This is a genomic window from Mycolicibacter acidiphilus (genome assembly GCF_018455725.1).
GTDB lineage: Bacteria > Actinomycetota > Actinomycetes > Mycobacteriales > Mycobacteriaceae > Mycobacterium > Mycobacterium acidiphilum.
On record NZ_JAHCLR010000033.1, the window covers coordinates 60203 to 72966 of the forward strand.

9 protein-coding genes are annotated in these 12764 nt (G+C 72.0%); 7 read left to right on the top strand and 2 right to left on the bottom strand.

Annotated elements, in window-relative coordinates; all coding sequences use genetic code 11:
• Nucleotides 1-43 precede the first annotated feature (43 nt).
• The 4 genes from KIH27_RS15340 to KIH27_RS15355 are packed head-to-tail and all read left to right on the top strand — an operon-like array spanning nucleotide 44 to nucleotide 2572.
• Nucleotides 44-535: a protein disulfide oxidoreductase gene (locus KIH27_RS15340; protein ID WP_250150201.1), complete on the top strand. Its 492-nt coding sequence runs from the start codon at nucleotides 44-46 to the stop codon at nucleotides 533-535.
• The gene (locus KIH27_RS15345) at nucleotides 532-1392 is read left to right on the top strand and encodes a cytochrome c biogenesis CcdA family protein (RefSeq protein ID WP_214093821.1); all 861 of its coding nucleotides are present in this window, start codon (nucleotides 532-534) and stop codon (nucleotides 1390-1392) included. Before KIH27_RS15340 ends, KIH27_RS15345 begins: the two co-directional genes overlap by 4 nt.
• 48 nt (nucleotides 1393-1440) lie before the next feature.
• Nucleotides 1441-1953, top strand: a complete 513-nt coding sequence (locus KIH27_RS15350; RefSeq protein ID WP_214093822.1) for a hypothetical protein — start codon at nucleotides 1441-1443, stop codon at nucleotides 1951-1953.
• On the top strand, nucleotides 1946-2572 hold the full coding sequence (locus tag KIH27_RS15355; protein WP_214093823.1) for an RES family NAD+ phosphorylase: 627 nt from the start codon (nucleotides 1946-1948) through the stop codon (nucleotides 2570-2572). The genes KIH27_RS15350 and KIH27_RS15355 overlap by 8 nt, the downstream gene beginning before the upstream one ends.
• Before the next feature lie 40 nt (nucleotides 2573-2612).
• Here the strand turns inward: KIH27_RS15355 and KIH27_RS15360 are convergent, their stop codons facing one another.
• Both KIH27_RS15360 and KIH27_RS15365 read right to left on the bottom strand, forming a co-directional pair.
• Nucleotides 2613-3128, bottom strand: coding sequence for a nitroreductase family protein (locus KIH27_RS15360; RefSeq protein ID WP_214093824.1), 516 nt, complete (start codon nucleotides 3126-3128; stop codon nucleotides 2613-2615).
• Nucleotide 3129: 1 nt separating this feature from the next.
• Complete coding sequence (locus KIH27_RS15365; RefSeq protein ID WP_214093825.1) at nucleotides 3130-4257, bottom strand: 6-phosphofructokinase; 1128 nt, start codon at nucleotides 4255-4257, stop codon at nucleotides 3130-3132.
• 57 nt (nucleotides 4258-4314) lie between these two features.
• On the opposite strand from KIH27_RS15365, the gene recC reads away from it, so the two are divergent.
• Genes recC through recD form a run of 3 tightly spaced genes read left to right on the top strand, consistent with a single transcriptional unit; the run spans nucleotide 4315 to nucleotide 12700 of the window.
• A complete protein-coding gene (gene recC / locus KIH27_RS15370) occupies nucleotides 4315-7608 on the top strand; it encodes an exodeoxyribonuclease V subunit gamma (RefSeq protein WP_214093826.1) in 3294 nt (1097 codons plus the stop codon).
• Nucleotides 7605-10919, top strand: coding sequence for an exodeoxyribonuclease V subunit beta (recB, locus tag KIH27_RS15375; RefSeq protein WP_214093827.1), 3315 nt, complete (start codon nucleotides 7605-7607; stop codon nucleotides 10917-10919). Before recC ends, recB begins: the two co-directional genes overlap by 4 nt.
• Nucleotides 10916-12700, top strand: a complete 1785-nt coding sequence (gene recD / locus KIH27_RS15380; RefSeq protein WP_214093828.1) for an exodeoxyribonuclease V subunit alpha — start codon at nucleotides 10916-10918, stop codon at nucleotides 12698-12700. The genes recB and recD overlap by 4 nt, the downstream gene beginning before the upstream one ends.
• Nucleotides 12701-12764 lie beyond the last annotated feature (64 nt).

Here is a 12764-nt window from a genome sequence, read left to right on the forward strand (position 1 = left end):
TAGGGTTGGACGTGGCGATGTACGACAACCGGAAGGAATCTCCATGGTTCACCGCATCGGCGTCCTGCTGGTGACGCTGCTGACCGCAGTGCTGCTGGGCGGCTGCGCCTCCGGGTCGTCACAGTCCGCCGGCGACCGGCTGGATTTCACCGCGAAGACGCTGGACGGCCGGCCGTTCGCCGGTGAGAGCCTGGCCGGCAAACCGGCGGTGCTCTGGTTCTGGGCGCCGTGGTGTCCCGCCTGTCAGGGTGAGGCGCCGACCGTCGCCAAGGTCGCGGCCGCCAACCCGCTGGTGACGTTCGTCGGTGTCGGCGCTCGCGACGAGCTGCCGGCGATGAAGGCGTTCGCCACCAAGTACGGCATCGACAAATTCACCGAACTGGCCGACACCGACGCGACGGTGTGGGCGAAGTTCGGGGTGACCCGCCAGCCCGCGTATGCGTTCCTCAGCCCGGACGGGGCGGTCGAGGTGGTGAAGGGCTCCCTGCCGGAGGAGGAACTGACTGAGCGGGTGGCGGCGCTGGCACAGCGGTGATCGACACCGCCGCACTGAGTTTCGCTCTCGGCGCCGGTCTGGTCGCCGCCTTGAACCCGTGCGGGTTCGCGTTCCTGCCGGGGTATCTGGGGCTGGTGATCGCCGACAGTCAGGGCACGTCGCGCCCCGCCGCGCTGGCCCGCGCCGGGGCGGCGACCGTGGTGATGGCGGCCGGGTTCCTCACCGTGTTCGGGATTTTCGGGCTGGTGGTGTCGCCGCTGATCGCGTCGGCGCAGAAATATCTGCCGTTCGCCACCGTGGTGATCGGGGTGGGACTGGTGGCGATGGGCGGCTGGCTGCTGGCCGGCCGGGACATCGCCGTGATGCTGCCGCGGGCGGGCGGTTCGGCGCCGAGTGCCCGGCTGGGGTCGATGTACGGCTACGGGGTCGGTTACGCGATCGCGTCGCTGTCCTGCACCATCGCGCCGTTCCTGGCGGTGATCAGCACGACCTTCCAGCGCGGGTCGACGCTGGCGGGAGTGCTGGCGTTCATCGCGTACGCGGTCGGCATGAGCATCACGGTCGGGGTCGCGGCGCTGGCGGTCGCGCTGGCCGGGGCGTCGGCGACGACGGCGCTGCGCCGGGTGCTGCCGCACGTCGGCCGGATCGCCGGGGTGATCGTGCTGCTGACCGGGGTGTACGTCACCTACTACGGCTACTACGAGATCCGGCTGTACTTCGGCGGTGCGGGCGCCGACGATCCGGTGGTGCGGTCCGCCGGGGCGGTGCAGTCCTGGCTGGCGGATCGGGTGGACGCTCTGGGTGCCGGGCCGCTGCTGGCGGTGATCGGCGGGCTGGTGGCGGTGGCGGTGGGCTGGCGGCTGCTGGTGCGCCGCCGCGGGACAGCCGACGACTGATTGTTTCGATTGTTTCAATTTGGCCCGATGGTCGGTACCATGGAGACCATGTCCACCGCCGTCACCCCGATCGCCCGTCAGGTCGCGGAGCGCGCCCGCCACGACGCCCGGTTCGCCGAGGTGCTCGATGCGCTGCTGGACGCGCCGACCGCGCCGCAGGGCACCCTGGAGCAGGTCGCCGCCAGCGCCCTCAACGATCAGCGGCGCGCCGCCCTCGTCGACGATTTCATCGCCGGGGCACTGCCGACCCCGGCGGTCCAGCAGCTGCTGCGGCTCGGCACCCCGCAGGCCGTGCACCGGCTGCGCAGCCGGGGCAAGGTGCTCGGCGTCGCGATCGGCAACCAGACCTGGTTCCCGGCATGGCAATTCGACGACGACCGGCTGCGCGCCGACCTGCCCCGGATCATCGACCTGCTGGACCGGTTCACCACCGACACGATGGCCGCCGACCGGATCATGCGGCTGACCCACACCGAACTGGGCGGTTCGATCGCCGAGGCACTGCGCCGGCCGAAGACCGCCGACGCCGGCTGGCGGCTGCTCAGCGCGCTCGGTGCCTGAGCTTCCCGCCGGCTACTCCGCGCCGCTGCCCGAGGCCCGGCCCACCGGACTGCGCCGGCGCCGCATCACCGCCGGCACCCCGCTGTGGCGCCTCGACGCCGAACACCCGGACGCCTGGACCTGGACCGGCTTCCCCGAACCCCGCTACCGGTTCGACTCCGCGGCTGGCGCGTTCCGAACCCGCTACGCCGCAACCGATCTCGTCGGCGCCTTCCGGGAACGCTACCGGTTGTCCGGCATGCTGATCCCCGCCGACCACGCCGGCCACCGGCTGATCGGCCTGACCGCCGCCCGGCATCTGCGGGTGCTGGATCTGCGCACCGATCGCAACCTCGACGCGCTGGGCGTCGACGATCAGATCTCGACCGGTCAGCATCCGGCGGTGTGGGCCACCTGCCAGCACCTGGCCGACGCCGTGGCGCGCTGGTGGCCGGAGCCCGACGAGCGCCCGGATGCGGTCGTCTACCGGTCGCGGACCACACCGGAGACCTCGGTCAACTACGCGTTCTTCGGTGTGGACCCGTTCGCCGTCGAGTCCTGGCCGCTGGCACGGCGCACCGACGTGCTGGCGAATCTGGTGCTGCGGCACGGGTTCACGGTCGGCTTCGAGTTCGGCTGACCTGGGCGCCCCGGCGCTCCGCTGGCATGTCGGCCGCCGCTCACCACCGCTCGCGGTGCACCACCTCGGCGGCCGGCCGCCGATCCGGGTCGCGGATCGGCGTGAGGGCCCGGTCCGCGGGGTACCCGATACCGATCAGATAGGAGACCAGGTGGTCGTCGGGAACGCCCAGGATCGCCCGGGCCGCGTCCTGGTCACCGACACCGGAGTGGGCCGTCCCGATACCGAGGTCGGTGGCCGCGATCATCATCGCCATCGTCGCCTGGCCGAGGTCGTACTGATCTGTCAGGCGTCGGCGCTCGTCGGGGGGTGTCGGCACCACCAGTGCGAATGCGGCTGCCGCCGTTGCGATGTGGCCGGCCCCCTGCCACACGGTGGCGAGTTGTTCCAGCCGGGCCCGGTCGGTGACGATCACGAAGTCCCACGGCTGCCGGTTCTTCGCCGACGGGGCGCGCCGCCCTGCCTCGGCGATCCGGTTCAGGTCGGCGACCGGGATCGGTTCCGATCGATACCGCCGCACGTTGCGACGGGCACAGATCGCGTCCCACGCCTCCATCTCAGTTCCCCACCGATGCCGGCTCGTCGCCGAAGCTGATCCCCATGTCCCGGGCCGTCAGGATCGAATCGCAGTCGATCGGCACCGTCTTCTGCCGGCGGGTGACGTCGGCCAGCGGCACGTAGTCCACCGTGGGCGGGTTGAGCGCCACCATGATTCCGTTGTGCCCCTCGTCGAGGGCGCGCACCGCGGCCGCACCGAACCGCAGCCCCAGCAGCCGGTCCAGCGCGGTCGGCGACCCGCCGCGCAGCAGATGCCCGAGCACCACGGTGCGGGCCTCCCGGCCGGTCATCTCCTCCAGTCCGGCAGCGACTTTCGCACCGACCCCGCCGAGCCGTTCGGCCTGTCCCACCGATTTCCCGACGATCGAGTGCGCGCCGCCGACCGGCTTGGCACCCTCGGCGACGCAGACGATCGAGTACTTCGAGCCGCGCCGCGCACGGGCGTTGATGACGTCGGCCACCGGTTCCAGCCGATAGGGGATCTCCGGGATCAGGATGGCGTGCACCCCCGACGCCATCCCGGCGTGCAGTGCGATCCAGCCGGCGTAGCGGCCCATCACCTCCACCACGATCACCCGGCCGTGCGAGGTCGCGGTGGAGAACAACCGGTCGATGCACTCCGAGGCGAAGTCGACCGCACTGTCGAAACCGAACGTCGACGTCGTCCGCTCCAGGTCGTTGTCGATGGTCTTGGGCACCCCGACCACTCGTAACCCGGCCTCGCACAGCTGATTTCCGATCGCCAGCGTGCCGTCGCCGCCGACCGTGACCAGCGCATCGATCCGGTGCTCGGCGAACCGGTCCAGCAGTTCGGCGGTGCGGTCCACCTCCACCCAACTGCCGTCGGGCTGCTGCACCGGGTAGGCCGTCGGGTCGCCGCGGTTGGTGCTACCCAGGATGGTCCCGCCGAGCGGGATGATGCCGCGGATCCGTTCCCGGGTCAGCTCGATCAGCCCGCCGTCGGGGTACTCCTCCGGCAGCATCAGCCCGTTGAAACCGTCCCGGATGCCGACTACATCCCAGCCGCGGTTGCGGGCGGCGAGAGTGGTCGCCTGGATCACCGCGTTGAGGCCGGGCGCATCCCCGCCGCCGGTGCTGATCGCGATGCGTTTGATGGGAGTCGTCACGCACGCGACCCTACGCCGGGGCCGGGATGTCGGTGGGTCGTTCTATGGTTGGCGACGATGGCTCTACACCTGCACCGAGCGGCACGCGCCGACCAGCTCGCCGACGGGCTGGCCGCCCTGCTGAGCACGCCACCGACGGACCCGTTCGCCCAGGAGTTGGTGCTGGTGCCGGCGCGCGGCGTGGAACGCTGGCTGTCGCAGCGGCTGTCACACACCCTGGGCGCCGGCCCCGGCGGTGATGGGGTCTGCGCGGCGGTGCAGTTCCGCAGCCCGGCCGCGCTGCTGACCGAGCTGACCGGGGCCGCCGAAGACGACCCATGGTCCCCGGATGCGCTGGTGTGGCCGTTGCTGAGCGTGCTCGACGCCCACCTCGACGCACCGTGGTGCGCGACGCTGGCACGGCACCTGGGACATTTCCACACCGGGGATGACGCACAGGTGCGCCGCGGCCGGCGTTATGCGGTGGCCCGACGGCTGGCCGGGCTGTTCGCCTCCTACGCCCGTCAGCGCCCGCAGCTGCTGATCGACTGGCTGGCCGGCGGGGCCGGTGACGGCGCCGGCGGTGAGCTGGATGCAGATCTGCGCTGGCAGCCACCGCTGTGGCGGGAACTGGTCGCCGCCGTTCCAGCCGATCCCCCGCACCTGCGGCACCGGCAGACCGTCGAGCAGCTGCGCGGAACACCGGTCGACACGTTGCCGGCCCGGCTGAGCCTGTTCGGGCACACCCGGTTGAGCTGCACCGACATCGAACTGCTCGACGCGCTGGCCGTCCACCACGATCTGCACCTGTGGCTACCGCACCCCTCCGATGAGCTGTGGCAGGCGCTGCGCGGGCTGCACGGCGCGGTTGTCCGCGGTGCCGACGACAGCCGTCTTCTCGCGTCGCATCCGCTGCTGCAGACCCTCGGCCGGGACCTGCGGGAGCTGCAGCGTGGCCTGCCCGACAGTGCCGCATCCGACGAATACACCAGCGGCACAGCGGCTTCGGCGACGCTGCTGTCCTGGCTGCAGGCCGACATCGCCGCGGACGCGGTGCGCCCGGACGGGCGGGTCCTGGACGCGACGGACCGGTCGGTGCAGGTGCACGCCTGTCACGGGCCGGCCCGGCAGGTCGACGTGCTGCGCGAGGTGCTGCTGGGCCTGCTGGACGACGACCCGACGCTTCAGCCGCGCGACATCGTGGTGCTCTGCCCGGACATCGAGACCTACGCCCCGCTGATCGCCGCCGGCTTCGGGCTGGGCGACCTGGCCGGGGAGCACCACCCGGCGCACACGCTGCGGGTGCAGCTGGCCGACCGCGCGCTCACCCAGACCAACCCGCTACTGGGGGTGGCGACCGAACTGCTGGGCGTCGCCGACAGCCGGGCAACCGCCAGCGGAGTGCTCAACCTGGCGCAGTCCGCGCCGGTGCGGGCTCGGTTCGCGTTCACCGACGACGACCTGGAGACCATCGCCGACTGGGTGCGCGAGGCGGGCGTCCGCTGGAGTTTCGACGCCGAACACCGGGAGCCCTACGGACTGGCCGACATTCAGCACAACACCTGGCGGTTCGGGCTGGACCGGATCCTGACCGGGGTGGCGATGTCCGAGGACTCCCGGACCTGGCTGGGCACCGCGCTCCCCCTCGACGACGTCGGCAGCAACCGGGTCGAGCTGGCCGGGCGGCTGGCCGAGTTCATCGCCCGGCTGCAATCGGCCGCCGACACCCTGACCGGCGCACGGTCGGTGACCGGGTGGATCACCGCCCTCGTCGCCGCCGTCGATGCCCTGACCCGGGTGCAACTGGACGACGCCTGGCAGCAGGGCCAACTGCACCGCGAACTCACCGAGGTGGTGCGGCGGGCCGGGACGCACGCCGAGACGACGTTGCTGCTGCCCGACGTGCGCGCACTGCTCTCTGGGGAGTTGGCCGGCCGGCCGACCCGGGCGAACTTCCGCACCGGCAACCTGACCGTGTGCACCATGGTGCCGATGCGTTCGGTGCCGCACCGGGTGGTCTGCCTGGTCGGCCTGGACGACGGCGTCTTCCCGCGGGCCGGCCACGTCGACGGCGACGACGTGCTGGCCCGGCAGCCGCTGACCGGGGAGCGCGACGCCCGTTCGGAGGACCGGCAATTGCTGCTCGACGCGGTCTGCGCGGCCACCGAGACCCTGGTGATCACCTACACCGGCGCCGACGAGCACACCGGCAAGACCCAGCCGCCGGCGGTGCCGCTGGCCGAACTGCTCGACGCTCTGGACGCCACCACCGGTGCCCCGGTGCGGGGCCGGGTGGTGGTGCAGCAGCCACTGCAACCGTTCGACGTCCGCAACGTCACCCGCGGCACGCTCGGTGTGCCGGGTAAGCCGTTCACCTTCGATCCGACGGCCCGCACCGCCGCCGAGGCCGCGGCCGGCGTGCGCACCGAACCGGTGGAACTGTTCGCCGCGGTACTACCGGCCGTCGACGGGCAGGTGGAACTGGCCGATCTGGTCACGTTCTTCAAGGATCCGGTGAAGGGGTTCTTCCGGGCGCTGGACTACACGCTGCCGTGGGACGTCAAGGGCATCGAGGACACGATGCCGGTGGAGATCGGCGGCCTGGAGCAGTGGGCGGTCGGTGAGCGGATGCTCGGCGACATGCTGCGCGGGATGCACCCCGACGACGCCGCCAACGCCGAGTGGCGCCGCGGGTGCCTGCCGCCGGGCCGGCTCGGGATGCGCAGCGCCTGCGCGATCCGCGACGAGGCCCGCGCGCTTGCCGCGGCGGCGATCCCGCACCGCACCGGGGACCCGGCCGCCTACGACGTCGACATCGACCTCGGTGGCGGCCGGCGGCTGACCGGCACCGTCGCCGGCGTCTACGGCACCCGCACCGTCTCGGTCACCTACTCGCGGCTGGCCCCCAAACATGTCCTGCAGGACTGGATCCCGCTGTGCGCGCTGGCCGCTCAACATCCCGGTGAGCCCTGGAGCGCACTGTGCATCGGCCGGAGCGGCGATGACGACCCGGCCCGGCAGCGGCTGTTCACCGCACCCGCCGACCCGCTGGCGGTGCTGCGGCAGCTGGTGGCGATCTACGACGCCGGCCGGCGCGAACCGCTGCCGCTGCCGCTGAAGACCTCCCACGCCTGGGCTGACGCCCGCCGGCGGCACGGTGATCCGCTGCGGGCCGCCCGCTCCGCGTGGACCGGCAAATACGGCGACCACACCGCGAAGACCAGCTGCCTGGTGTGGGGCGTCGAGGCACCGCTGGACCGGCTTCTCGACCCGGCGCGTCCCGGCGAGGAGATCGACGGGGAGGCCACCCGATTGGGGACGCTGGCGATGCGGCTGTGGTCGCCGCTGCTGGACGCGGAGGGCAGCCTGTGACCGTCACGACGAGCTTCGATCTGACCGGACCGCTGCCGGCCGCCGGGTCCACCGTGGTGTTGGAGGCCAGCGCCGGCACCGGCAAGACGTTCGCGCTGGCCGGGCTGACCACCCGCTACCTGGCCGACGGCTTGGCCCGCCCGGATCAGTTGCTGCTGCTCACGTTCGGGCGGCTGGCCAGCCGGGAACTGCGCGAGCGGGTGCGCACGCTGGCCGTCGGCGCGGTGGCGGTGCTGAACGGGCGGCGGGAACCGGCGAACGACCTGGAGCGGTTCCTGCTCAATGGGCCCGCCGAGGTCCGCGCCGCCCGGCTTACCCGGCTGCGTGACGCGCTGGCGGACTTCGACGCGGCGACCATCGTCACCATCCACCAGTTCTGTTCGCTGGTGCTGAAATCGCTGGGGGTGGCCGGTGACACCGACGAGACGCTGACCCTGGTGGAGAGCCTGTCGGATCTGGTCGGTGAGATCGTCGACGACCGTTACCTCGCGCACTTCGGCCAGGACGACAATCCCCCGCCGTTCAACCGCGAGGAGGCGGTGAAGCTGGCCGAGCGCGTGGTCGAGGAGCCGGTGGCGCAGTGGCGTCCTGCCGTCGCCGACCCGGATTCGACGGCCGCAGCCCGGCTGGCATTCGCCGAGGAGGTACGCAACGAGCTGGACCACCGCAAGCGCCGGCTCGGCATCCTCGGCTACACCGATCTGCTGACCCTGCTCCGGGATGCATTGCAGCGCACCGACTCCGACGCGGCCGAACGGATGCGTGGACGCTGGAAGATCGTGATGGTCGATGAGTTCCAGGACACCGACCCGGTGCAGTGGCAGGTGATCGACACCGCGTTCCGCGGCCACTCGACGCTGGTGCTGATCGGCGACCCCAAGCAGGCCATCTACGGTTTCCGCGGCGGCGACATCTACACCTATCTCGGCGCGGCCCGCAGCGCCGACGACAAGCGCACGCTGGGCGTCAACTGGCGCAGCGACAAGGCTCTGGTCGACAGTCTGCAGGCGGTGCTCGGCGACGTCCGGTTGGGTCACCCGGAGATCGTGGTGCCGCGGGTCGAGGCCCACCACAGCGGGCGGCGACTGGCCGGCGCCCCGCACGATGACCCGTTCCGGCTGCGGGTCGTGCAGCGGCAAACTGTCGGCTGCCGGGACGGGAAAGACATTCTGATCGGCGATCTGCGCCGGCACATCCCGGCCGATCTCGCCGCCGACGTCGCGGCGTTGCTCGGCTCGGCGGCCACCTACGACGGCCGCCCGATCGCCCCCGGCGACGTGGCGATCCTGGTCGAACGACACCAGGATGCGGCCCTGTGCCGGGACGCGCTCGCCGAGCTGGGCATCCCGGTGGTCTACACCGGTGACGCCGACGTGTTCGCCTCCCGGGCGGCCGCGGACTGGCTGTGCCTGCTGGAGGCGTTCGACGCCCCGCATCGCAGCGGTCTGGTGCGTGCGGCGGCCTGCACGATGTTCTTCGGCAACACGGCCGCGGACCTGGCCGCCGGCGGCGACGCCCTCACCGACGACGTGGCGCAGCACCTGCGGGAGTGGATCGATCAGGCCCGGTTGCGCGGTGTGGCGGCGGTGTTCGAGGCGGCCAAGCTGACGGGTATGGGCCGGCGGGTGCTCGGGCAGCGCGGCGGCGAGCGGCATCTCACCGATCTGGCGCACATCGGCCAGTTGCTGAACGAGGCCGCACACACTGAGCGGCTGACGTTGCCGGGGCTGCGGGATTGGCTGCGCAAGCAGTGCGAGGACCGCACCAGCCGGGCCACCGAGCGCAGCCGCCGGCTGGACAGCGACGCGGGCGCGGTGCAGATCATGACGGTGTTCGCCGCCAAAGGCCTGCAGTTCCCGATCGTCTACCTGCCGTTCCTGTTCAACCGCAATATCGGCGACAAGGGCAATCTGCTCTACCACGAGCGGACCGCAGACGGCACCGAGACACGGTGCCTCTACGTCGGCGGTGACCGCGGTCCGGACCGCTCCCAGGCGCGGGCACTGCACCGCGAGGAGGAGGCGCTCGATCACCTGCGGATCAGCTACGTCGCGCTGACCCGGGCGCAGTCGCAGGTGGTGGCGTGGTGGGCGCCGAGCCAAGACGAGACCAACAGCGGCCTGTCCCGGTTGCTGCGCGGCCGGTCACCCGGGGACGTCGACGTGCCGGTGCGCTGCCCGTCGAAGGCCGGTGACCGGGATGCCTGGGCGCATTTCACGACGTGGCAGGCCGAAGGCGGGCCGGTCGTGGAGGCCTCGATGATCGCCGACCCGACCGTGCTTCCGGCGCCGGAGCCGGCGACCGACCTCGCGGTGCGGCACTTCCACCGTCGCATCGACGGCGGCTGGCGGCGCACCTCCTATTCGGCGCTGATCCGGCACGCCAACGAAACCGAAACCGCCGGGGTGCACAGCGAACCGGAATCAGCCGGTCACGACGACGAATCCGACGACGTCACCGTCACCGGGGTGCCGGTGGCCGCCGGCGCCGACCTGGTGTCGCCGATGTCGGATCTGCCCGCCGGGGCGACGTTCGGCTCCCTGGTGCACGCGGTGCTGGAGACCACCGACCCGTTCGCCGCGGACCTGGCGGCCGAACTGGCGCAACAGGTTCGGGTGCATGAGCCGTGGTGGCCGATCGGGGTGGCGGCGACGGCCCTGGCCGACGCGCTGGTCCCGATGCACGACACCCCGCTCGGGCCGCTGGCCGACGGGCTGACGCTGCGCCAGATCGGGCTGCGGGACCGGTTGCGGGAGTTGGACTTCGAGATCCCGCTGGCCGGCGGTGACGTCCGCGGCGCGGCACCGGATGTCCGGGTCGCCGACGTCGGCGCGCTGCTGCGCGAACACCTGGCCGGCGATGACCCGTTCGCCGGCTACGCCGACCGGCTGGCCTCCGACGAACTCGGCGGCCAGTCCCTGCGCGGCTACCTGTCCGGGTCTCTGGACGTGGTGCTGCGGCTGCCCGACCAGCGCTACCTGGTGGTCGACTACAAGACCAACCACCTCGGCGACACCGCCGCCGACTACGGCTTCGCCCGGATGACCGAGGCGATGCTGCATTCGGACTACCCGCTGCAGGCGCTGCTGTACACCGCTGTGCTGCACCGCTTCCTGCGCTGGCGCCAGCCCGGCTACGACCCGGAGCGTCATCTCGGCGGAGTGCTGTACCTGTTCGTGCGCGGCATGTGCGGCGCGGACACCCCGGTCGACAGCACCGGCCTGCCCACCGGGGTGTTCAGCTGGCGCCCGCCGGCGGCCCTGGTGATCGCCCTGTCGGATCTGCTGAGCGAAGGAAGGCCGGCGGCATGAGCGACGTTCGTCTCGATCCGCTGTCGCATCGGGTGGCGACCACGGCCGACGGTCTGCTGCGGGTGTTCAACGACGCCGGGGTGCTCGACGCGGCGGATGTGCATGCCGCGCAACGGATCGCCGCCCTCGGTTCGGAGTCCGACGAGACGGTGCTGCTGGCGGTGGCGCTGGCCGTGCGGGCACTGCGCACCGGGTCGGTCTGCGTGGATCTGCGCACGATCGCCGCCGAGGTCACCGAGGCCACCGAGGCCACCGAGGGCACTGAGGCCGGAGCCCCGGAGCTGCCCTGGCCGGCGGCCGACGCCTGGCTGGCCGCGGTGCAGGCCGGCGTCCTCGTCGGCAAGCAGGTGCTGCGCATCTACGACGACCGGCTGCTCTACCTGGACCGCTACTGGCGGGAGGAGGAGCAGGTCTGCGCGGATCTGCTGGCCCTGTCGATCCCGGGGGCGGCGCCGGTTGATCTGCCCGGCTTCGAGCGACTCTTCCCCGCCGACTACCACGAGCAGCGCTCGGCCGCCGAGATCGCACTGTCGCAGGCGGTCACCGTGCTCACCGGCGGTCCCGGCACCGGCAAGACCACCACGGTCGCGCGGCTGCTGGCGCTGCTGGCCGAGCAGGCCGAACTGTCCGGGCGGCCCCGCCCCCGGATCGCACTGGCCGCCCCGACCGGCAAGGCCGCGGCCCGGCTGACCGAGGCGGTCACCGGTCAGATCGCCGAACTGGGGCCGGTGGATCAGGAGCGGCTGACCGGCTTGCAGGCCCGCACCCTGCATTCACTGCTGGGCTCCCGGCCCGACAATTCGGTGCGGTTCAAACACCATCGGGCCAACCGGTTGCCGCACGACGTGATCGCCGTCGATGAGACGTCGATGGTGTCGCTGACGATGATGGCCCGACTGCTGGAGGCGGTACGGCCCGACGCCCGGCTGATCCTGGTCGGCGATCCCGACCAGCTGTCGTCGGTGGAGGCCGGTGCAGTGCTGGCGGATCTGGTGGACGGTCTCACGGCAAGGCCCGGGGTGCAGGTTGCGACGCTGCGGACCGCCCACCGGTATAAGAAGCCGATCGGCGAGTTGGCCGCAGCGATCCGCGACGGTGACGGCGACACGGTGATCACAAGGTTGCGCGATGACGACGAGCACCTGGACTGGGTGGACCCGCAATCCTCGGGTGATCCGGCCGGGCGGTTGCGGACGATCCTGGTGGAGCACGCACTGCGGGTGCGTGAGGCGGCGCGGTTCGGGGCCGACGCGGAGGCGCTGCGCAACCTCGAGGAGCACCGACTGCTGTGCGCGCACCGCGACGGCCCGTACGGGGTGCAGCACTGGAACCGGCAGGCGCGGCGCTGGGTGGCCGACGCGACCGGGGATCCGGCCTGGGCGGAATGGTACGCGGGCCGGCCGCTGCTGATCACCGCCAACGACTACGGGCTGGGGGTGCGCAACGGTGACACCGGTGTGGTCGTACTGCGCAACGAGGGCCTGCGGGCGGTGATCGCGACACCGACCGGGCCGGTGGATTTCGCGACCGGGCGGCTCTCCGACGTCGAGACCATGTACGCCATGACGATCCACAAGAGTCAGGGCAGCGAGGCCGACGAGGTCACCGTGCTGATGCCGCCGGTCGATTCCCGGCTGCTGACCCGGGAGCTGTTCTACACGGCGGTGACCCGCGCCAAAACCAAGGTGCGGGTGGTCGGGTCGGAGGCGGAGATCCGCCGGGCACTGCAGCGACGGGCGGTGCGGGCGTCCGGGCTGGCGCTGCGGCTGCGGGAGGCCTGAACCCCTCCACGTCCGCGGGCCCCGAAACCTGATGCTCCTATTGGTGTTAGGCGTCAAGCGGTGG

Coding starts and splice junctions, on each gene's coding strand:
- KIH27_RS15340 (WP_250150201.1), top strand. CDS start 44: ATGGTTCACCGCATCGGCGTCCTGCTGGTGACGCTGCTGACCGCAGTG.
- KIH27_RS15360 (WP_214093824.1), bottom strand. CDS start 3,128: ATGGAGGCGTGGGACGCGATCTGTGCCCGTCGCAACGTGCGGCGGTAT.
- recC (WP_214093826.1), top strand. CDS start 4,315: ATGGCTCTACACCTGCACCGAGCGGCACGCGCCGACCAGCTCGCCGAC.
- recD (WP_214093828.1), top strand. CDS start 10,916: ATGAGCGACGTTCGTCTCGATCCGCTGTCGCATCGGGTGGCGACCACG.
- KIH27_RS15350 (WP_214093822.1), top strand. CDS start 1,441: ATGTCCACCGCCGTCACCCCGATCGCCCGTCAGGTCGCGGAGCGCGCC.